The sequence below is a fragment of the Bacillus thuringiensis genome (genome assembly GCF_001455345.1).
GTDB classification, from domain to species: domain Bacteria; phylum Bacillota; class Bacilli; order Bacillales; family Bacillaceae_G; genus Bacillus_A; species Bacillus_A thuringiensis_N.
This window is the reverse complement of record NZ_CP013274.1, coordinates 644295-666909: the sequence shown is the minus strand read 5'-3', so window position 1 is coordinate 666909 and position 22615 is coordinate 644295. Positions and strand designations below refer to the sequence as shown.

Here is a 22615-nt window from a genome sequence, read left to right as displayed (position 1 = left end):
TCGAAACCTATATATTACCAATTACCTATATCATACTCTTAGTCTATTCATTTTCAATACTATTTTTCCAAAAAAGAAAGGTGTTTTCCGAAATCGGAAAACACCTCTTACTTATTTCTTCTTATTTAAAACACTACTCACAATAACACCAATACAAGCACCTATAATAGCTGGAATAATCCACCCAACACCTTCTGTATAAAACGGAATGTATTTCAATACTGATGTCCACTGATTCATCATTACATTTTTATTGAAAATATCAATTGCACTAAATACCGCTACAATCACAATTGTAACAGGATATATGCATACATACTTCCCAATATACTTATGGAATAGACCTAAAATAATAAGCGTTAATGCAGCTGGATAAATAAATCCAAGAATCGGTACTGATACTTTTAAAATTTGTGTTAATCCTAAATTAGCTAAAATCATACTAATAAAACTTAATATAAATGCCCAAACTTTATACGCCACTTTCGGAAATGCACTTGCGAAAAATTGGCTACAAGATGTAACAAGTCCGATTGAAACACATAAACACGCGATCGTAAAAATAAGACCTAATAAAACGACTCCGCCTTGTCCAAATAATGTAGTCATCACTTGTGCTAATACGTTCGCCCCATTATCAAATGTACCTAACGAACCGCTAATTGAACCAACATATCCAAGTATGACATAAATAATAGATAATAATAGTCCTGCCCCAATTCCAGCAATACTCATATATTTTGCTAAACCTTTATCATCTTCAATACCTTTTGCACGAAGAGCATTTGCAATCACAATCCCAAAAATTAAAGCTGCTAATGCATCCATCGTTAAATATCCATCTAAAAACCCTTGGAACATAGGCGCTTGTCCATAGTTTCCAGCAGCCTCTTTCACACTACCTACTGATGTAAACATACTCTTTATAAAGATAAGAGCAATCATACCTAATAATAACGGTGTTAAAACCTTTCCGAACAACCCCATTAATTTAGACGGTGATAAACTTAACCAGTACACAATACTAAAGAAAATAACTGTGTAACATAATAAGACTACGCTACCTGCTTCCGAGAATAGCTGACCCGGTCCCATCTCAAAAGCTAGACTTCCTGCACGTGGTATGCCAAGGCCTGGTCCAATAAATAAATACACGATACACGGAAAAATAAGCGCGAATGAAGAATGAACCCTACCCGCTAACGTTTGAAAACTTCCTGCTTTCGCAATCGCAATAACTCCCAATATAGGAAGACCTGTTGCTGATATAATAAACCCTACTAATGAAATCCACACATGTTCTCCTGCTTCATACCCAAGGAAAGGCGGGAATATAAGATTCCCCGCTCCAAAGAACATCGAGAATAACATAAGACTAATAAGTAAAATTTCTTTTTTCTGTAACAATTTCATTTCTTTCTCCTTCTTCAATTTCATCTCTTATGAAATCCATTTCATATATACAAAATAAGCGCCAATCCGCTTTCTTACAAAGAAAACATAGTCCATAGTCTAACATAAAAGAAACACCCATTCTATAGCTATCCCTCTTTTCCAATTTCTTCTGAAAAATCAACCTTTATTGACTTATAATAGTTAATAAAGTAAAATATTAAATGTACAAAATTATTAACTTTGTTTTTGTTTGTGTCAGGAGGAAAATAACATGGAATCAGCGATACAACTAGAAAGAGAACAACAAAGAAAAAAGAAACATCCTCCAGGTTTATACTTACTCTTCTTTACAGAAATGTGGGAAAGATTTAGTTACTATGGATTACGAGGATTATTAACATTATATTTAACGACAGCTTTAGTAAGCGGTGGTCTTGGGTTTAGTCCCGCATGGGCACTCTCTATTTACGGGTTTTATACTGGAGCCTGTTATTTCACACCAATGATTGGTGGGTACTTAACAGACCGTTTTCTAGGTAGACGAAAAGCGATCACAATTGGTGGTATAACAATGGCACTCGGTAACCTTACACTATTTGCCTTGCAAAACCAATTAGGCTTATACCTCGGATTAGCGCTTATTATTATTGGTAATGGATTCTTCAAACCGAACATCTCTACACTGGTTGGGGAATTATACGAAGAGAACGATCCAAAACGTGATAGTGCATTTACCATTTTCTATATGGGTATTAACGTCGGGTCATTTTTAGCTCCACTCGTTTGTGGATTTTTATCAGAAAATTTATTCAAAACAACAGTTGATGGCGTTGTACATTACGGATTCCGTTACGGTTTCTTAGCCGCTTCAATCGGAATGATCATTGGACAAATTTTATTTACAACACTATCAAATCGCTTCCTTGGTGATATTGGTAAAAAACCAACTCGCGATTTACAAACAACAGATGGACAACCATCAGTAGGAGATACACCGTTAACAAAAAAAGAAAAACAACGTACTGCAGTTATCGTCATTTTAACATGCTTTGTTGTCTTCTTCTGGGCTGGCTTTGAACAAGCTGGTAGCTCATTAACATTATATACAAACAAATTTGTAGACCGCTCTGTGTTCGGATGGGAAGTTCCAACATCTTGGTTCCAATCGGTCAATCCATTATTTATTATTTTACTTGCTCCAGTCATTTCAGCATTATGGGCAAAACTTGCAACTAGAAAAAAAGGGGACTTAAAAATCCCAACAAAAATGGGACTTGGTATGATCCTACTCGGTATCGGCTATATCATTCTCGTTATCGCTACATTAAAAACAGGTAGTGATGAGCATAACATTACAGAAAAAGCAAACTTACTATTTATCGTCTTTACGTATCTTTTCCATACGTTAGGTGAACTATTCTTATCACCTGTTGGACTATCAATGGTTAGTTCTCTCGCTCCAGTAAAACTAGCATCTTTACTAATGGGCGTATGGTTAGCGAGTTCAGGTATCGCCAACATTTTAGGCGGACAACTTGCAAGCTTCACAACTTCACTTGGGTATGCTGAAGTATTTACAGTTATTGGTGCTGTAGCAATTGTATTAGGTTGTGTTTTATTATCAATTTCTAAAAAATTAGTGAAATGGATGGAATAAAAAAGATGAGGGAAATCCCTCATCTTTTTTTATGCATTCTTACCTTTTTCTATCGCTTGTTCGTACAGCTCTTTATGTTCTTTATATTCACTTGGCACAAAATTCTTATAGAAGAATGCAAGCCAACTGTCTCCCTTTTTATATCCTTCTTCTCGAATGTCGGCCGCTTTGTTATTCGATTTGAATCCTTCAATAAACCATTTTTTTAACGATTCATTATTTTCATATTTAGCAGGTACCTTTAAATCATAGTTTTCAAACGCATACTTATAACCAGCCTTTTCTGCAGATTTTTTTGCAGACTTATACCCTTTCTCATACGCTGTTTCGTATGCTTTCACATATACATCTTTCTCACTATTTCCAGGTTTCTTTTCAGCCAGTTTCCCTCCAGCTTTTTCTCCTAGTTCAGCTTGCTCTTTTTCAATTTTTTCTGTTCTTTCTTTATTCCCTACATTAAAACCTTCTGCAAAGTTCGGCTTAAACTCAGGAGCTACTTGACTATCGTCCATCGTCTCTTGTGCTAAACCTTGTTCTTTTCCTTTATCAAAATGTGTTTTCTTCTGCTCTTCTAATGACCAAAATGCAGCATAAGCAGTTTTAAATGCTTCTTTATATGTATCTGATTTTCCAGCTAAATGTGATTCCGTATCATTTTTCCCTGCTTTAAAATCAGTTTCTCCATCTTTTTGTCCCTCAAGCTGTCCTTTTTCCATATCGGCTTGACGCTGCGCTTCCTCTCGCTTACGTGCCTCTTCTGCTTTTCTTTGTTCCTCGGCTACACGTTGACGCTCCTCTTCAGCTTTACGTTGCTCTTCTGCCGCACGTTGTTTCTCTTCCTCTGCCTTACGCTGTGCTTCTACTTCACGTTGTTTTTCAGCCTCTGCATTGCGCTGTGTTGCTGCTTTTCTTTCAGCTTCTACAGCACCATTATTATTTTGACTAGGAACTGGGCTCGTTGCACCACTATTAGAAGCTGGTTTATTGTGATAATGATATTCCCCGTACTGTAATCCCCATTTCTCACAATTTGTACGACACGTATGTCCGCCATTAGCATCTGTACGCCCTGGATGCGCATAAGCTGAAATTGGAGCTACCAATAACGCTATACTCGTTGTTAAAAGAAGTTTCTTCACCTGTTGTCTCACTCTTGTTCCTCCCAAAATATAGAATTCTAACTTTATTATACATAAATAGAAGAATACTTAAATACAAACCAAAATATTCTATTATTTCTCAACATTAGTAAAAAAGAAGGTGAACTCTTTAAAGAGTTCACCTTCTTTTTTACTTCTTCGCCTTTGTTCCTACTAAATCACCAGCAACAACATAACGTTTAGAATTATCTTTCACAGATACACATGTAATAAGCGTTATCTCATCTTTCCCATGATCTTCAACAACTTCCCATTTATCTGGAGTTACTTCAGAAACACCAGTAACCGCATATTCATATTCGTTTTCATTATCATACAAATAAATTTTATCGCCTGTTTTCAAAGATGCTATGTCACTAAATAAAACACCTTTTTTAGACATGTTATGTCCTGCTAATGCATAATTCCCTTTTCCCATTACTTGATTTTCTTTTACTGTCGCTGCACCTGATAATAGGTTTTTCTCAGTAGAAGATTTTAAAACAGGAAGTTCTAATGAAACACTTGGGATCGAAATGCGACCAATTACTTGTTTCTTATCTAAAGATGCGTTCGCTACTTCTGCCAAGTCTGGTTGATTAATTTTCGAAGCATCTACAAATTCCGTCTCATGTTTTTCATAATCCATCTTTTGAACAGCCTGTACATTTTCAGTCTGTTTCTTTTCAGCCTGGTATCCATCATAAAATGGTTTTCCGATTAACACACCACCTACAACAAATAGGAGGATTGCTACTATACTATAAATTCTTTGCTTATTCATATACAATTCCTTTCCCTTACAAAATCTTACTCTATATAAAATGATAAGATAATATTGCTATATGTACAAGTATAAGCTAAAAAGAAACCTTCTTGCTAATGCAAGAAGGTTTTTTTTTAAGCGATTTTATTTCGATATAAGGATACATGGAAAATTGTCATTTGAATAAAGAAAATACTAAATGCAATATATATTGGATATGCAGGAACATATAGATTAGCAATTGGAGAAAGCGTTAAAAAACCAACCGCACAAGGCAACACGTACCATAGTGACATAAATGTAGTACGACAAGCCTTTTCTGTAATTGCCTTTTCCCGCTCGTCTTCTTGAGGAAATAATAGTGGAAACATCCAATATGATAGCTCTTTATATTTTTTCTTTTGAATTTTATAAAGAACAGTCGATACGATACCAAATATTAAAAGCAATCCTAGTGGCATTAAACTCACCGAAACTTCAAATGGTACCCTCTTCGTTTGAATAAAATTAGCAACTTCGATAGTAAAATAATACAACTCAATAAATGCCCAACCCGCTAATACCATTAAAAGTACATTCAACATATAGGAAAATACAAGTCTATTCATCCTCTTCCCCCTCCTTATTTAAAACAAACACATCTTCCATCTTTAACTGAAATACATCGCAAATCATAAGCGCTAATAATAATGAAGGAACGTAATCCCCTTTTTCAATTGCAGCGATTGTTTGTCTCGTCACTCCAACCTTCTCTGCCAATACACTTTGCGAAAAATTAAACCGAGCTCTTAATTCCTTCACTCTATTTAAAATGGTCAAATTTACCACCTCTCACCATCATTGTATGCTACCTTTAACAAAATGTAAACTCAACTTAACATTGTTTTTATAAAAAAATCCAACTTTACGTATTGTAAAGTTGGATTACGTGTTAGTTTAAAATTGTAACTTTAACATTTTTTCTGCCCCAATTACTAGATGAAGCTTTATCAGGCATTAAAACATCGATTTTGTGACCTTTAATCGCGCCACCAGTGTCTGCTGCAATTGCTTGTCCATAGCCTTCAACATATACAGTAGAACCTAATGGAATAACACTTGGATCTACAGCAATTAATTTCATTCCTGGATTTGCAGTTAAATTATAAGGTTTACCACCTGGTCCCCATGCAGAGTATACTTGTTGACCTGGACCATAACCATTTTCACCTGGATCTGCTGTATAAGCTGTTGCATGTACATAAATCTCTTTTCCACCAGCAGTTGGTTTAGAAGGTTGTGCAGGTTCTACCTTCGAATTATTATTAGCAACAGGTTCAGCTGGTTTATTAGCTTTTTCTTGCTTTTGCTGTTCAGCAACTTCTGCCTGTGCCTTAGCTAATGCTTCTTGCTCAGCCTTTGCAGCTGCTTCTGCTTTTGCACGCTCTTCTGCTGCAATTCTTGCTGCTTCTTGCTCACGGGCAATTGTTTCTTGTACTGCCTTCATATTTGACTCAATTTTAGCTTTCTCTTCTGCTGCTAAATTAAGTTGAGTTGCAACTTGGTTATATTTAGCTTGAACTGTTTGTAAGTTATCTTGACGCTTTTTCAAGTTATCCTGCAACTCAGCTTGTGCTTTTGTTAATTTTTGTTTGTCCACTACTAAAGATGCTTCTTTTTCATCAATTGTTTTCTTATCTTCTTCAATTTGACGAAGATCTTGTTCTTGTAGACGTAAAATTTCTTTATCAGCTTCTAGAATAGTAGAAACTGCATTCATACGTTGTAAGAAATCTGCAAAGTTTTTTGACTCTACTACAACTTCTACTACTAAACTTGTATTTGAACTGTTTTGAACAGAAACCATACGTTTTCTCATAATATCCTTACGAGCAAGGACCTTATCTTCTAAAACGACAATTTCATTCTTTTTTTGCTCAATCTGCTTATGGGTTTCATCGATTTTACGTTGAATAGCAGCTTGATCCTCTTTATTTTTTGCAATTGTATTATTTAAATTATGTAGTTCGTTTTCGATACCTTGAATTTCTTTACTAACAGCTTGCTTCTCTTGCTCTTTCTTTTGCATTTCTGCATCGTTTTGCTGCAATTGCTGTTGCATGTTGTTAAGTTTCTCGTCGTTTGACTCTGCTTTTACAGCGACTGTACTAGAAAGACCGATAATTCCTGCTAATACTAGACTACTGATTCGCTTAAAATAGTTCATAATCCGACTCCCTTCTTATACAGTTATACATGATTTATTTTACAGTTTGTTTACAATATCATTAAATACAGTTTATTTTTCATGACGAAAAAAAGGGAATTATGCATAAAATGTAATAGATTCTTAAATATTTAACAATTCCTATATTTAAAAATTATAAAAGATGCTAAAATCCAAATATAGAGAAAATATAACTTCTAAAGGCGGTTGAAATAAATATATGTTTACTCAAAAGAAATCACTCCAACATAAAATTGATCAATTAGAAAATCGTATACAGGAACTAGAAGCAGAATTAAAACAAAAAGATATTGAAAAACAAGAGACTATTTCTTCTATCCACGATCGTGTACAAAGCGTTGTTCAAGAGCATAACCTTGTAAATAACCAGCACCATACACTTCAAAATTTAGTTCAACAATTAAGTTCATGTTTCGAAAATGTTTCAACGCGTACAACACATTCCAATGAATTGAATAACGAAATGTTACAAAAAGAACAAAGCTTAATTCAGTCAATTGAAGAAATTATTGACTGCTCTAATGAAGGAAAAGAATCTGTTCATCGTTTACTTATTGTAATTAATAAATTAGGTGAACAATCTCAGCGAACGTCTAATAGTATGAATCATTTAAGTGAACGCTCAAAAGAAATCGAGCAAATTGTAGAAGTCATTCAAAACATTGCAGCACAAACGAATTTACTTGCTTTAAATGCGAGTATTGAAGCTGCGCGCGCTGGAGAGCACGGTAAAGGATTCGCTGTCGTTGCTAATGAAGTAAGAAAGCTAGCGGAAAGTACAGCGGAAAGTACAAAAAACATCGGCAACTTAACGAAAAAAATTCAAGAAGAAATTGAAAAAGCATACGATAACACAAAAGATAACTTGCATTTAGTCGATGAAGGCGTAGAAATGAGTGCCGATACAAACGCTAGAATTGAAAATATTTTAATTATGATTCAAACGTTACAAAACGGTGCTACTAATGTTATTAAAGCTATCGAAAACCAAAAGTCTTGTAATGATGATATATTACGAGAATTCGCTAATACACAACAAATGTTCCAAAAGCTAAATACTACTATTATGAATCACATTCATGATGCTGAGAAAGTCGATGTTCAATTAACGAAAAGTCTTGAAGAAACAGTAGTTTCTCATTAATAATAAAAATCCCTTATACTGTTGTAAGGGACTTTTTATTATATTTAGAATATTTATTTCTTCTCAATATTCATCCGTATCTTTGTTATAATGGACAAGTTGTTTCTTTCGACTATTAAACAAGGAGGTTATTATGGAACAATTTTACTACATTTTAAAATATTTAATTCTTGGTCTGTTCCAAGGACTAACAGAACCAATTCCGATTTCTTCAAGCGGTCACCTCGTTTTAGCACAGCATTTGCTAGGACTAAAAATAGAAGGGTTTAGCTTCGAACTACTTGTTAATTCAGCTTCATTATTAGCTGTATTACTTATTTATAGAAATGATTTAATTCGTCTAACGAAGAATGGTCTATCTTATATATTTACAAGAGCGGAAGACACAAAATCAGATTTCTTCTTTATTATTTATCTTGTGATTGCGACTATTCCAGCAGGTGTTATTGGTGTTTTATTTAAAGATTACATCGATCAGTACTTAAAAGGTGTGAAGATGGTTGGGATTTCCCTTCTTATTACTGCTGTCGGCCTTTGGATTATTAGAAACTTGCGTGGACGTAAAAATGATGGTGACCTTTCTATGAAAGATGCAATCATCGTCGGATTAGCACAAGCTTGCGCACTAATCCCTGGAATTAGCCGATCAGGTGCAACAATCGTAGCAGCGATGTTACTTGGTATGAAACAAGAAACAGCCCTTCGTTTCTCCTTCTTACTATATATCCCTGTTAGCTTAGGTGGTTTATTACTAAGTATTACAGACATTGCAAAAGATCCAAATCTAAGCACTTTATTCGTACCATATGTCGTTGCATTTATCGCAACATTTATCATGACGTATATTTCGTTAAAATGGTTTATGAACATTATGGCAAAAGGAAATTTAAAATATTTCTCTTTCTATTGCATTATCGTAGGTGTACTTACTCTTATTTTCTTATAAAGTGAAACTTGCAAATCAAAAGCGAGTCATTCTATTAAACTAGGATGACTCGCTTTTTTATGCGTATACTTTCTTTTCTTGACAAGACAAACGAATAACATGTTTATTTTGTTGAAATACATCATGCGTTAGGCGGATAATAATAAAATTTCGTTTTGTTTGATCATCATGAACAAAAATCTGTTCTCCCTCTTGAAAACGCCACGCACTTTCAAAAGTTGTAATATGATTCCCACTTACAGAAAAAAGCTCATATCGCATATCTTGTACCCTCTCTCAACTTATAATAATCATAATATCCTCATATTAAATTTAGTATAACTTAATTCCATTAAAATTTATAATTTTTTCTATTTCAAAATATTTTAATTTTGTTTTAAGGTTCTTTTAACGTTATAATGATAAACGAATTTTCATTGAAAGGAGCTTCATTTTGACTGCATATTTATTTCCAGTAAAAACAGCATTTATTTTATTTCCTTTTTTAGCAATGTTTCTCTTAATACCTTTTTTAATATTTAACTACCGAAAGTATGGTTATTTAAATAAATGGCGTTCATTTATTTTGTACTCATTATTACTTTACTTATTAAATGCCTATTTTCTTGTGATTTTGCCGTTACCACAAACATATGATACTTGTAGCCTACAACCGGCTAATACGCAGCACATGCAACTATCACCATTTTATTTCATGCAAGAAATTAGTAATCATACCTCGGCAATTTTAACGAAACCAGTTACTTATTTCTACCTATTAAAAGAATCTGCGTTTTTACAAGTAGCATTTAACGTTCTATTAACCGTTCCATTCGGTATTTACTTACGCTATTATTTCCGACGTAGTTTCTTACAAACAATTTGTATTTCTTTTTGTCTTTCACTCTTTTTCGAGCTAACACAAGTGACTGGACTATACGGTATCTACAATTGTGCCTACCGCTTATTTGATATAGACGATCTGTTTTTAAATACATTAGGCGGCGTAATTGGTTTTATTATTGCACCAATATTTACGTACTTCCTTCCGAAAGCAAATGAATTAGATAGTCATATTGATTTAGAAACGAAACCAGTCGGATTCGTTCGTCGCTTTATCGCGATGCAAATTGATTGGATTTTCTTATCCATCGTTGTACCTGTCATTAAAAACAAAGGAAATTCTTTCTTTGCTTCTAATATTCAATCTTACACGAACATATACGAACTCATTTTTATAACGTGTTCGATCTTTATTTACTTTATTATCATTCCGTACTTTACGAATGGAAGGACAATTGGTAAAGCATTACTTCGTATTTACGTGAAAGGAAAATCAGATCGTATTACGTTGAAAGAACTATTCATCCGTTATGGTATATTCTATTTCGTTTTAGGTGGAATCAATTATATTCTTTCTAGTAGCTCTATCTTAAATCTTAAAGAGCCTTTAGTATTAGTAGTTATATTATTATTCCAACTCGTAATTAACGGCCTATTCATTATTCATGTTTTATTACATGTATTTAGTCGTGATAAGTTACTATTTTACGAGCACATTAGTCAAACAAGAAATGCGATCGTACTAAAAAAAGCTGACAAGTAATACTTTGTCAGCTTTTTTTCATCGGCGTAAATAAATTTTCTGTGTAAGGGTTTGAAAACATTCCGGGTTCATCTAATAACTTCCTCACCTTTAGAAACGAATGTAATTCTGGATATATATTTTGTAATTTTCCGTACGTTAACGTATGCATTTTCCCCCAATGTGGGCGTCCCTCATACTTTAGAAAAATTTTCTCTACCTCACCAAAATAAGCCGCATATTTCATACCTTTATACATATGAACAGCAATATACGCTGAATCCCTTCCATACGCTGGACTGAGCCATATATCATCCCTTTTCACATAACGGCATTCAATTGGGAAGTGCACCTTATACTTTTTCTTTTCAATAAGATTTGAAATTTCTTCTACAACAGCCCTCATATACTTTGAAGGAACACTATACTCCATTTCATAAAATGGTACCGTACGCGATGTAGCAAATACTTCATAACTCGGACCAATTATTTTTGTATTCGGTACAGCTTTAGCCGATAATCGACTTACTCCTTTACTTATAGAAGGAAACCATTTACACCCTTTAGATAACAAAGAAAAAATCTTATTTTCAAGCAACTCTACCTTTAGTTTATGCCATTTCAAATCACTTTTTTTACCCGTTGTTTCGTTTGTAAATTTCACTTGTACTTCATCAGAATAAGGAAAAATAAAAAACTCAAAATGGCGATTCTTCTTATATTCTTCTAATTTGTTCATTACAGTAGATAGTGACTGTTTTTCACTTTCATACACAAGTGAATACGCCCCGATAACTTTCAATTTTATCTTTACAATAATACCTAGCATTCCAAGCGACAACTGAAAGGCTCTCCAATATTCCACATTCACAGTTTCCGAACAAACTATACTCTCACCTGTAGATAAAACTGCGGTAATCTCTATAACTTGTGTTGATAAACTCCCAAAGGTAACACCCGTCCCATGAGTTCCCGTACTAATCGCTCCTGCAATAGATTGTGAATCAATATCTCCTAAATTTTCTTGTGCATAACCTTTTTCTTCAAGTAACTTCCCTAGGTCATGTAGCTTTGTTCCTGCCCATACTTCGGCAACCATCTTCTCCGCATCAATATTCACAATGCCCTTCAATTCATCTAAAGAAACTAATATTTCTTCAGTTTGCACAAGAGGTGTAAACGAGTGACCTGAACCGACAACACGAATTTTCTTCCCCTTTTTTCGCGCAAGCCCTACGACTTCTACCACATCTTGTACACTTTCTGGATACATCGTATAATGCGGCGTTCCTTCTACATTCCCTGTCCAATTTCTCCATTTCTGTCCTTTTATAGAAAGCATTGGCCATCCCCCCGATATGTTGAATACTCCCCAACAATCTTTCCTTCTTTCACACGATATAAAAAAGGAAAACGCTCACATAACTCTCCAGCTTTACTATGGCGAAACAAGATAGAATCTCCTATCTCTACTCGTTCCTCGCCGTTATAAAAAATCGGTGTTTGTACCTCGCCAGCACCTTCTAAAGCTACTAATTTTGCACCATCGGGCCTCCAAACCTCCGGTTCTTTATCTTTCCCAATTGCGCCTGAGGCAATATATCCACCACCTAGACAAGTGTAAATAGTTGGAGCTGGTTTGCGCACAACTGGTAAAGCAAATCCGACAGCTGGATGAAATTGCACTTCTTTATAATAATCAAACAGCTTCGGGGCATAAAAAGCAGAGCCTATCGTAATCTCTGAAACTGAATAGTCTTGCTCAGTTGTTTTTATACTCCCTGTGCCTCCCCCATTTACAAACCTTAGTTCAATGCCTAGACTTTGTATTTCTTTTACGATATGTCCTCTTCTTTCTTTAACTTCTAACACTGATTTCTTCTTTAAATATGAAATCACTTTACTTTTCACTCGTTGATTCGGTATGTGATCTCCTACCCCAGCAATTTGGGCTTCATATCCCATTACACCATCTAGTATTAAAAATGATGATTCTTTCACCCTTTTTACTATTTCCAAAGCACCTCGCACATCTTTTACCGGTGATCTTTTGACCCCAAAATGAAACTTAAAAAAACGACTACTCATATCAATATCCAAACAAACACGAAAACGTCCTTTAGACTTCTCAGCAATTTTTTCTAAATAAACAATATGGTCTTCACAATCCACCATACAAGTTATAATGAGTCCTTTCTTTGTTAGCAAACTTATTTCATGTAAAGCTCTTTCATCATAAGCAGGATACCCGAGCAATAAATCATTGAATCCTTGTTCAAGTAAAAACAAAGCTTCCCTAGGTGAAAAACACATAATACCTTGAAATCGATCATTTGCAGCTAAAATCTTTTGCATAACCGGAACAGAACGTAATGATTTACTCGCGATACGAATCTTCTTATTCCCACTTAATTCTATAATCGATTGAATATTTATATCTAAAGCTACTTCATCCAAAAAAGCACATGGTAATGGAACTTCTTTAAAAATTCCTCGATCCACATTTTTTCTCCCCTCTTCTCTATATGTCTTATACATATTGGAAAGAAAGTTTAAATTTCCTCTTACAAAATAAAAAAGTTTCTTCCTATTAAGAAGAAACTTTTTTAGGACTACTTCATAGAAATAGTCGCCTCTACTGGATAATGATCAGAGTAATCATTATACGTATATTTTTGGAACCATGATGTAACAGTCCATTCTGGAGATTTCGGCTGTAACACCTTATTCTCTATATAAGATGGATTCGCATGGTCTTTACTTGCAATAATATAATCTAAATGTTCAGCAGGTGCATCTGGATAATTGTATTTCGCAACACTGTTTGTCGTCGCATCCCAAGTTGCTGTATGTCCCGTATAAGATGGAATTGACGCATGCAATGTTTTAAACATCGATGCGTACTCTGAGTCACTATTGTTCTCTGCATTTATTTTATTTACGTTCATATCACCACCAAATAGGACGTACTCGTCATTTGGTATATTCTTACTTTTAATAAAATCTTGAATTTCTTTTAACTGGTTTGTACGTACAGATGCAGGTGAAGTTTTTCCGCACATACTATCCTCAGCCTGCAAATGCGTCCCAATCACATGAACGAAACGATCATTTTTCTTAATTTTCGTGTATACAAATCCTTTATTTGATAAATTATCTGGTCCGCATCCGTTTGCAAATACATATTGAACCTTTTCAATGATTGGCCATTTGCTCACGATTGCAACGCCCCCGTCTTCAGGAGTTGAAGATGAATAGCTACCTAACGTTTTATCCCATTCGTTTCCGTTACTACGACCTAATACAGCTGTTTGATTTGGGTATTCTTTCTTCAAATTTCCTAAAAGACGATCTGAAGCGCTATTATCAAACACTTCATTTAATATAACTACATCCTGATTCTTAATATAATCCGCTGCCCCGATTAAATCAGCACGCTGGTTTTGCCCCCAGTTCGGATATAAATTTGTTGATAACATGTACACATTATGTGTCATCACTTTTAAAGTACTATTTTGATTCGTAGTCGTGTCTGCTTGAGCTGAAGATCCTCCGTATAAAACTCCTAAACCAATCCCAAAGCTAAGTACACCTTTTAGCAATTTACCTTTCACGTTCCATACCTCCATGTGTATAGTGATAAAAAGGCCAAAACTCTATTGTGAGATTTGACCTTTTTTAAATACTTAACGATCTCCGTACGTATCAAACCAAAGCTGAATGTATCCAGCAGTAACACGTTGTGCATCCATTAATCGCTTACCTGTCATTGGTGTAACTTCAGCGCGCCATTTATCTGCATATTCTTGTGATACAGCTGCTTTTACGAACCAATCTTTCGTATTATCATTTACAATTCCAGAGTAATCTTGTTTCGCTGCTACTGCCGCTCCATGAATCCACTCTTCTGGATTTGTACCTTTCCAGTTCCAATATCCATTTCCATCCGTTACTTTATAATTATCTTTTATCGTATCTACAAAGTTTTCATATTTAGAATGGAATCCTTGTGGATATGAAAGATTTGTAAAGTTTGCCGCATGCATCGGTTGGTTTACATCTCCTAAATAATGAAGAGATAATCCTAAATAGAAGAATGCTTGTTTCATATCTTTATTTTTGTATGACTCACCAGCTAATTTAAAATATTTAGCCCCAGTTTCTTTTGCCTGCTTTGCAAATGGAATATATGTTTTTCCATTGTCTGGATCATAGAAATGTGAAGCAAATGTGCTATTATCATAATAAGGATTTTCATAGTCAGCAGCATAAATACCGTTCTCTAACTCTGTACGCCATTCATTTAATTGTGCAACTCGATCTTGTTTTACAAATGTTGTATTGCGAGACATAATATCAATGGCACGGTTTACAATCCATAAATGAGAGTTTACGCCTTCTTTATGCTTATCTTCAGCAGACCAGCGATGAACTATTTTTATTTTACTTCCCCCATCATTTTCATGAGCAAATGCAACACTTTGTAACGGAGCTACTAATGTAATAGCTGCTGCTAAAGCAAGTACTTTCTTTTTCATCTGAAATCCTCCATTTTATAATTGAATTATTGTAAACTTTTTTGTTAGGATCCTATGATGTCGTCCGGTTAACCTATGACTAGAATATCCCACCTTTCATGAAATTTCTATCACTAAATTAAAATATGCAAATGTTCATATCATTATACCTTTATACATAGTGAATATAATAAATGCATGCACTTATATTGTAATAAAGTATTGTTAAGCTACTACAAATGATTGTCTAAACTAATGTAAAAAAAGAGTAAAGCATACACATGCTTTACTCTTTTTTTCTATTCGATAATATACTTGGCAGTTGTACATTAACTGCCAACTTATGAATAAATCCAAACACTAATCCAATCCCAATAAATATGTATAAGATTGTAAATATCTTTCCGAAATCAGTTTGCGGACTAAAATTCCCATCACCGACAGTCGTCAACGTAACCACACTAAAATATAAAGCGTCAAGAGGACGTAATCCTTCAACTGTACTATAAAAAATCGTACCAGATGTTAATGTTAAAAATGTTAATACGAATAATACTTGAAATTCTTTATCTTTCCATGCTCGTAAACAAGCTTTTAACATCCGTTTCAATGTCAACATAAATGAAAGCATTAGACTTCCCCTTCCAAACAAAATACCTTTAGTTACAGGAAAGTCTATCACCTTTCTGTATAGAAAAAAAGTAGCCCTCTTCTATTTCTAGAAAAGAGCTACTTTTTACTATTCTATATTATTTAGGTGAAACAAGAATTTTCACTTGTGTTTTATCTTTTACAAGTGCTTCAAATCCTTCTTCAACAACTTGATCCACTGTGATTTTTTTCGTAATTAATTTCTCTGCTTGAATTTGGCCAGAGCTAATTAATTTAATAACAGCTGGGAAGATATGACGGTATCCTAAAATACCAATCACTTCTTTTTCTTTTAGTACAAGATTGTTTGGAGTAATTGTTGCGTCTTTTTCCCATACACTAACAATTACAGTTTGTCCTTCGAAACTTGTACTTTCAATCGCTTGACGAAGTACTACTTCAACACCTGTTACTTCAAAGCTCACATTTACACCTAAACCATTTGTTAAGTTACGAATTTCTGCTAATACATCTTGAGTAGCTGGATTTAATACGTAATCCGCACCTGCTAATTTCGCTAATTCTTGACGCTCTTTAGAAAGTTCAACTGCAATAACAGGAGTTGCTCCTGCTGCTTTTGCTGCTTGGATAACAAGAAGTCCAATTGGACCACACCCAAATACTGCTACAGCTTCCCCTTCTTTTAATTTACTTTGACGTACTGCATGAACTGCTACAGCTGCTGGTTCTACAAGTGCACCTTGTTCATACGTCATTTCATCTGGAATATGGTGAACCATATCTTCTGGTACTACTGTATATTCAGAGAAACCGCCGCCTTCTCCGCCAAGACCGTGGAAAACAAGTTGTTCACAAACATTGTAATGCCCATGTTTACAAGCTTCACATTTACCACAAGAATAAATTGGTTCTACAACGACGCGGTCTCCCACTTTATGTGATGTAACACCTTCACCAATTTCAACTACCTCACCGCTAAACTCATGACCTAAAATAACCGGTGCTTTTACATGTGTTAATGGATGCTCTTCTGTTGGAATAAAAATAGGTCCTGCTAAATATTCATGCAGGTCTGTCCCGCAGATACCACACCATTTAACTTTAATCTTAACTGCTCCTGGTTTTACAGTTGGTTCTGGTACTTCTTCTACTCTTACATCACGTTGATTATGCCAAAGTAATGCTTTCATTTTATACATCCCTCTCTATGTATATACTTAACCTGGTGAAGTTTACAAATCTATTATAATACTTCTATCCATATATTTCAAAAAAACAATCTCATTTCCACTAAATTTTAACAAATGATGTTCAATATTTTGTCACTTTGTACTTTTTTCCACATCTGTTAATTCAATTTCATTGCGGTTGAAATTAGCATTATGCCATAATAGCATAGGAGAGGTGAATATCGCTTGAAATATTTTATTTACTTTATTGTTATCGTAGCGTTTCTAGATACATTTTCACAATTACCTATTATGAGTACGTTCGCTCAAAGTCTTGGAGGATCCCCTCTTATTATTGGGCTAGTTGTCGGTATGTACTCATTCGCAAATATGATCGGTAATATTATTGCTGGCGCTGCCGTCGATAAATTTGGTGCAAAAAAAATACTTTATATAAGCATGGGGCTTACGAGTTTCATAGTCTTGTTATACACCGTTGTTCAAAGTGGTGAACAACTATTAGTTGTGCGCTTTATGCACGGCTTTAGTGACGGATTTTTAATTCCTGCTGCCTTTACATTTTTATCAAAACAAACAAATGCAGCAAGACAAGGTAAGGCAATGGCTCTATCTGGTGCTGCTGTTGGAACAGCGGCAATTGTAGGACCTGCTTTCAGCGGGATTATGAAAGCAACTGCTGGTATAGAGTGGGTGTTCATTACCATTTCTATTTTAATGGTTCTTGGTACAATCGTATCTCTCTTCTTCTTACCAAATAACGTATCAAGAAAAGATACTTCAAGAACACAAATGATGAACAAAGAAGATATGTTTGAACTATTGAAATCAGAACCGTTATTACAGGCATATATTGGTGCTTTCACACTAATGTTTTCACAAGGAATTGTCACTTATATGTTACCAGTGAAAGTTGAGGCATTAGCACTTAAAGCATCTACAACAGGCATGATGTTAAGTGTATTCGGTATTACCGCTATCCTCTTCTTCTTACTGCCAACAAATCGTATTTACGATCGGTTTAATCGTTCAAAACTAATGCTAATTGGTATTGCAGTAATGGCATTAGCATTATCTTTACTTGGATTATTCGCAACAAAAGGTATGCTCTTTATCGTTATGATGGTTTATGGCATTGGATTCGCTATCCTTTTCCCATCAATAAATGCATTACTTGTTGAAAATACGACAGATGATAAGCGCGGAAAAGCATTCGGATTGTTTTATGCTTTCTTCTCATTAGGTGTTGTTGCTGGATCCTTTACAGTTGGAGCAATCGGGGCATCACCTAGCGTCAGCTTCGTTATCGGAAGTGCATTCTTAGTAACATTTGCTGGAATGATTTATGTCCGAAGCAAAGTAAAAGGCAGAGACAAAGTAAAAAAGACAATGATAGGATAATTCCATCATTGTCTTTTTTTAATGATAAACTCCTATTCAACTTTTAACTTTCAACAAGCCGTATTTAATAAACAATATGGCATTATATTTTTCATAGAGATAATACAATGGATAACAAAATAAGAAGAAAATAAGTACAGTTGGTATACCGTCTATAATAGAAAAATATTTTACTAGTAATTCCTTAGTACTCTCTCCAATCATAATAAATAGTGGAATGATACAAATTGCCACTAATATTAAACATGGTGTGATCCTCATTTCTTTTAATTTCACCTTACAATATGGACACCTGAATGAAAAAGGATGCGGGAGATCCATAATATGTTGCGCAGTAATATTCCCTTCACACTGTGGACATTCAATTACTTCTTTCATTTAACTCACTCCTTTCTATTCATAAAAAAGAGCACTATCCAATAGCGCTCTTTTATTGCCGAATATATTACTTTTGTGTATAGCCAAGTAACAATGTAAATAAATTAAACTGTAAAGACAATACTACATTTCTTCTTTTACAAAAAAAAGTGTATCAATACCAACAATACTTCGACAATTTCCTCGGAAATATTTCCTTTCCCTACATAATTTGATACACTACATGTAAACAGACACTTGTATTACATAAACTAAAATAATAACTTACTGTACAAATTCAAAAGCACATTCTTCATATGAAGAATGTGCTTTTCTGTTATTAACGTTTAATCCAAACAGCGCCTGCTGATTTATCCTCTGCTTGTCCAACAACTTGGAATTTAAGTCCGAGGTTTGGAACTTTTCTTCCTGCGTCTGCAATTTGTTTGTTACTATATACTTTTGAATCATCAAAAGTTGTAACACCTTGTAATCCAGAATAGTTAAACTGTCCACGTGTTAATGAATTTACACTCCATGCCGGTGTTTGATCAAACGAAAATGCAGCGTCCGCAATTTGCATACCTGTATTACCGTACGCTGCCTTCCCATTTAAATTACCAACAAACGCTTCTGGATGAGAGTCTACAACCCCAAGGAAGCCTTCACCTGGATGCACCCCAACCCAGTTATCTTTAAAGCTATCATCTGCATACCAAACGACAAGACCTGTATTATACACTGGACCTTTTCCTGCCTTTAATCCATTATCTGATCCCGCATAGTTTCTCCACTCTAAGTAGTAATAATGAGCTTTTTTCTCTGTCCCATCAGAAACAACGAATCCATTTAACTGCATTTTAGATGTTCCTTCTGCATCATCAGAAAATACTACTTGTCCATCAACAGTTACATTTACATTATCCATCGCGAAACCTTTATATGTTACAGCTGGATCTGTAATATAATCGAATTGTAGTTTCACTTTTTTTCCTTTAAATTGACTTAAGTCATATGATTTATCAATCCATTTTCCATCTGTTGTATCTTTATCTCCTTGGACTACTTTTTCTCCAAGTCTATCAATTAATGTTTTCATTCCATCTTCTGTTACTGCATGCACTTCAACAAAATCGCACTCTGCTTCTAACTCATAATTTGCTTTATAATCGAATTTTGCATTTGTTCCTTTTGTTAAATCAAAGAATGGTGTCTCTAACGTTGTATGCATATCATCGCCTCTTGTACTATAATATGCATGCTTTCCAAACTCCGGTTTAATCGTTTCAACACTTTTACCTGGTAAGTTAACACGTACAACGCCTGGACGATTTGATTTCGTAACACTTTGATCAATATAGGTAGGAACTCCCACACCACTCTTAATTTTATTGTAATCTACTTCTAATATTTTTGCCCAGTTGCCACCCATATTCTTTTGTAAGAAGTCTTTATTTTGTGGTGAAAAACTAGTCGGTTCTGTTCCTGCGATTTTCCCTGTCCAACTACCTCCACTCATTAATGACCAAGCTTCGACTGGTGAACCATTTCCAGTATATTTCGTGTCATATTCATCTGGTAATCCCAGATCATGTCCAAATTCATGTGCAAACACACCTACAGCTCCATCTTCTGGTTCAATTGTGTAATCATGTGCTGCTACTTTACCACCAAAGTAATCTACCTTTGATTTTGTACCTTCAATCGCTACTGGATCTACTGCTAATTTTGAACGATGTGACCAGATCGCATCATCACCTAATTTACCGCCACCAGCTTCTTGACCAACACCAGCATGGATTACCATTAAATGATCAATTACACCGTCAGGTTCGTTTTGATTCCCATCCCCGTTTGTATCATATCTATCAAACTGATCAAACTGAGATAAATCTAGTCCTTTCTCAGCAGCTGCATGCAAAGCTTCTTTCACTAAATCACGTGCACCTTTCGGACCTTTATTATCGTGACCACTGCTACCATCAGCTCCATAATCAGATGCTTTTCCTGGAACAGTTAGCCACTCCGTTACATATCCGTCTGTCGTATAACTACCACCAGACTGCTCTTCGTAATATTGTTTAAATGTTTTTACTTTCGAACCATCAAATAATGTGTATGGTTCATTACCAAATAACATCTTTTGATAATGCTCTCTACTAAAGTCGTTCGAATACATATACCCTGGCGTTTGATCAATATTATTATGTTTATAATCACTAAATTCAACGAGTAATACTAATACTTTATCATTTCGAACAGATCCCTTATACGGTGCTTGCTTTGCTTTAGATGTTGGAACTTGCCCATTCAATTGTTTCTTATTTGGTTCAGGCTTTTGCTCAGGGCTAACATTTTTTTCAGGTTTCTTTACCTTTTCCTTTTCTTCCATTTTTTTCTCTTTTACTTTTTTCACGAAATCAGATGCCTCTTTAGCAGTATCGGCTGGAAGAATTTCTTTATTTGCCTGGTCCCCTTGTTTCTTTTCAATATATTTCTCTACTGCCTTTTTTGTCTCTTCTTTAGAAGATGCTGGATTAATTGTTCCTCTTTCTTTCAGAGCTTCCGCTAAACGATCTTCTTGAATTAAATTGTAATCGATTGGTGTTGTAGATACATTGTCTTTCTCTTTTGCTGGCGTTTCTGCGTATGCTAATGGAGCACTCATTACAGATGTGCATCCGATAATTGCCGCAATTGCTAATGACGATAACACTTTAAATGGCGCTTTTCTTCTCATTCCATTTCTCTCCCTTTATAAAACTTAAAATTCAGATAAATAGTTGCGTTTTTGTCGAAATCCCTGTTTACTACCTCCCTATATAAAAAGGCATGATTCTATAAACATTAAGCTTTCTGTTATAGAATCATGCCCTCCAGTTTTCTGGTCAGACCTTCTACCGTTTTATGTCGAAATATGAAACATAAAAAGTGATTTGATATATATTAAATAGCTTATATAACAAATTTAAAAGACAATATGCAAAATTGCATGAAAATTCTTTTAAATAAAAAAGAATCCTAGTCAATTAAACTAGGATTCTTGATTTTCTATTATTTCTCTTGTGTTTTTTCCCAATCAGCTAAGAATTTCTCAATTCCTTGATCTGTTAATGGGTGCTTCACTAATGAAGCAATTACGTTTGCTGGAATTGTTGCAATATGTGCACCGTTTAATGCTGCGTCAGTTACGTGAACGCTGTGACGTACAGATGCTGCAATGATTTCTGTTTCAATGCCGTGAATGGCAAAGATTTCTGCGATTTGGCGGATTAGGTCCATACCGTTATGACCGATATCGTCTAAGCGACCTAAGAATGGTGAAACGTATGTTGCACCAGCACGAGCTGCAAGTAACGCTTGAACTGCTGAGAATACTAATGTAACGTTTGTACGAATTCCTAAGTCAGAGAATGCTTTTACTGCTTTTAAACCTTCTGTTGTCATTGGAACTTTTACAACAACGTTTGGAGCAATTTTCGCTAATTCTTTTCCTTCTTCAATCATTTTATTAGCTTCTAAGCTAATTACTTCTGCACTTACAGGACCTTCTACAACGCTGCAGATTTCACGAATACGCTCGTGGAAATCTACGCCTTCTTTTGCTACAAGTGATGGGTTTGTCGTTACTCCAGCTAATACGCCTAATGCATTTGCCTCTTTAATTTCGTTAATGTTTGCTGTATCAATAAAGAATTTCATT

21 protein-coding genes are annotated in these 22615 nt (G+C 34.9%); 5 read left to right on the top strand and 16 right to left on the bottom strand.

What is annotated here, in order from left to right; translation table 11 throughout:
• Positions 1-111: 111 nt before the first annotated feature.
• Positions 112-1413, bottom strand: a complete 1302-nt coding sequence (brnQ1, locus tag ATN06_RS03575; RefSeq protein WP_060629572.1) for a branched-chain amino acid transport system II carrier protein BrnQ1 — start codon at positions 1411-1413, stop codon at positions 112-114.
• A gap of 253 nt (positions 1414-1666) precedes the next feature.
• On the opposite strand from brnQ1, the gene ATN06_RS03570 reads away from it, so the two are divergent.
• Positions 1667-3052, top strand: coding sequence for a peptide MFS transporter (locus ATN06_RS03570; protein WP_060629571.1), 1386 nt, complete (start codon positions 1667-1669; stop codon positions 3050-3052).
• A gap of 29 nt (positions 3053-3081) precedes the next feature.
• Here ATN06_RS03570 and ATN06_RS03565 read toward each other — a convergent pair whose 3' ends face one another.
• From ATN06_RS03565 to ATN06_RS03545, 5 genes are all read right to left on the bottom strand, one after another.
• Positions 3082-4203, bottom strand: coding sequence for a YHYH domain-containing protein (locus tag ATN06_RS03565; RefSeq protein ID WP_060629570.1), 1122 nt, complete (start codon positions 4201-4203; stop codon positions 3082-3084).
• Positions 4204-4342: 139 nt separating this feature from the next.
• Positions 4343-4975 (bottom strand): class A sortase, encoded by a 633-nt coding sequence (locus tag ATN06_RS03560; RefSeq protein ID WP_060629569.1) that lies wholly within the window; start codon positions 4973-4975, stop codon positions 4343-4345.
• A gap of 116 nt (positions 4976-5091) precedes the next feature.
• On the bottom strand, positions 5092-5565 hold the full coding sequence (locus ATN06_RS03555; RefSeq protein ID WP_001984696.1) for a hypothetical protein: 474 nt from the start codon (positions 5563-5565) through the stop codon (positions 5092-5094).
• Entirely contained in the window at positions 5558-5776 is a 219-nt protein-coding gene (locus ATN06_RS03550) for a helix-turn-helix transcriptional regulator (protein ID WP_000154007.1), read from the bottom strand. Before ATN06_RS03550 ends, ATN06_RS03555 begins: the two co-directional genes overlap by 8 nt.
• Before the next feature lie 112 nt (positions 5777-5888).
• Positions 5889-7163, bottom strand: a complete 1275-nt coding sequence (locus ATN06_RS03545; protein ID WP_060629568.1) for a 3D domain-containing protein — start codon at positions 7161-7163, stop codon at positions 5889-5891.
• Between the two features lie 220 nt (positions 7164-7383).
• Between ATN06_RS03545 and ATN06_RS03540 the strand changes: the two genes are divergently transcribed.
• Together ATN06_RS03540 and ATN06_RS03535 are read left to right on the top strand one after the other, a co-directional pair.
• Positions 7384-8328: a methyl-accepting chemotaxis protein gene (locus tag ATN06_RS03540; protein ID WP_060629567.1), complete on the top strand. Its 945-nt coding sequence runs from the start codon at positions 7384-7386 to the stop codon at positions 8326-8328.
• Between the two features lie 133 nt (positions 8329-8461).
• Positions 8462-9274, top strand: a complete 813-nt coding sequence (locus ATN06_RS03535) for an undecaprenyl-diphosphate phosphatase (RefSeq protein WP_060629566.1) — start codon at positions 8462-8464, stop codon at positions 9272-9274.
• A 57-nt stretch (positions 9275-9331) separates the two neighbouring features.
• Here ATN06_RS03535 and ATN06_RS03530 read toward each other — a convergent pair whose 3' ends face one another.
• A complete protein-coding gene (locus tag ATN06_RS03530; protein ID WP_060629565.1) occupies positions 9332-9535 on the bottom strand; it encodes a hypothetical protein in 204 nt (67 codons plus the stop codon).
• A gap of 172 nt (positions 9536-9707) precedes the next feature.
• Here ATN06_RS03530 and ATN06_RS03525 point away from each other — a divergent pair, with 172 nt between their 5' ends.
• The gene (locus ATN06_RS03525; protein ID WP_060629564.1) at positions 9708-10859 is read left to right on the top strand and encodes a VanZ family protein; all 1152 of its coding nucleotides are present in this window, start codon (positions 9708-9710) and stop codon (positions 10857-10859) included.
• A 7-nt stretch (positions 10860-10866) separates the two neighbouring features.
• Here the strand turns inward: ATN06_RS03525 and ATN06_RS03520 are convergent, their stop codons facing one another.
• The 6 genes from ATN06_RS03520 to bdhA form a co-directional block, all read right to left on the bottom strand.
• Positions 10867-12180 (bottom strand): D-arabinono-1,4-lactone oxidase, encoded by a 1314-nt coding sequence (locus tag ATN06_RS03520; RefSeq protein ID WP_060629563.1) that lies wholly within the window; start codon positions 12178-12180, stop codon positions 10867-10869.
• The gene (locus tag ATN06_RS03515) at positions 12168-13340 is read right to left on the bottom strand and encodes an amino acid deaminase/aldolase (RefSeq protein ID WP_060629562.1); all 1173 of its coding nucleotides are present in this window, start codon (positions 13338-13340) and stop codon (positions 12168-12170) included. The genes ATN06_RS03520 and ATN06_RS03515 overlap by 13 nt, the downstream gene beginning before the upstream one ends.
• Positions 13341-13450: 110 nt before the next feature.
• Positions 13451-14467, bottom strand: a complete 1017-nt coding sequence (gene sph / locus ATN06_RS03510) for a sphingomyelinase C (protein WP_240003993.1) — start codon at positions 14465-14467, stop codon at positions 13451-13453.
• A gap of 57 nt (positions 14468-14524) precedes the next feature.
• Positions 14525-15376, bottom strand: a complete 852-nt coding sequence (gene cerA, locus ATN06_RS03505; protein WP_060629560.1) for a phospholipase CerA — start codon at positions 15374-15376, stop codon at positions 14525-14527.
• 265 nt (positions 15377-15641) lie between these two features.
• The gene (locus ATN06_RS03500; protein ID WP_000948236.1) at positions 15642-15986 is read right to left on the bottom strand and encodes a potassium channel family protein; all 345 of its coding nucleotides are present in this window, start codon (positions 15984-15986) and stop codon (positions 15642-15644) included.
• Between the two features lie 118 nt (positions 15987-16104).
• Positions 16105-17157, bottom strand: coding sequence for a (R,R)-butanediol dehydrogenase (bdhA, locus tag ATN06_RS03495; protein ID WP_033691573.1), 1053 nt, complete (start codon positions 17155-17157; stop codon positions 16105-16107).
• Between the two features lie 225 nt (positions 17158-17382).
• Between bdhA and ATN06_RS03490 the strand changes: the two genes are divergently transcribed.
• Positions 17383-18555 carry an MFS transporter gene (locus tag ATN06_RS03490; RefSeq protein WP_060629559.1) on the top strand — a complete coding sequence of 391 codons (1173 nt, stop codon included), beginning with the start codon at positions 17383-17385 and terminating at the stop codon, positions 18553-18555.
• A gap of 36 nt (positions 18556-18591) precedes the next feature.
• On the opposite strand, the gene ATN06_RS03485 is transcribed toward ATN06_RS03490, so the two are convergent.
• The 3 genes from ATN06_RS03485 to fsa all read right to left on the bottom strand — a co-directional run bounded on the left by ATN06_RS03485 (position 18592) and on the right by fsa (position 22614).
• Positions 18592-18933, bottom strand: coding sequence for a hypothetical protein (locus tag ATN06_RS03485; RefSeq protein WP_060629558.1), 342 nt, complete (start codon positions 18931-18933; stop codon positions 18592-18594).
• Between the two features lie 319 nt (positions 18934-19252).
• Positions 19253-21652 (bottom strand): M6 family metalloprotease immune inhibitor InhA2, encoded by a 2400-nt coding sequence (gene inhA2, locus ATN06_RS03480; protein WP_060629557.1) that lies wholly within the window; start codon positions 21650-21652, stop codon positions 19253-19255.
• Between the two features lie 314 nt (positions 21653-21966).
• The gene (fsa, locus tag ATN06_RS03475) at positions 21967-22614 is read right to left on the bottom strand and encodes a fructose-6-phosphate aldolase (RefSeq protein WP_060629556.1); all 648 of its coding nucleotides are present in this window, start codon (positions 22612-22614) and stop codon (positions 21967-21969) included.
• Position 22615: the final 1 nt, after the last annotated feature.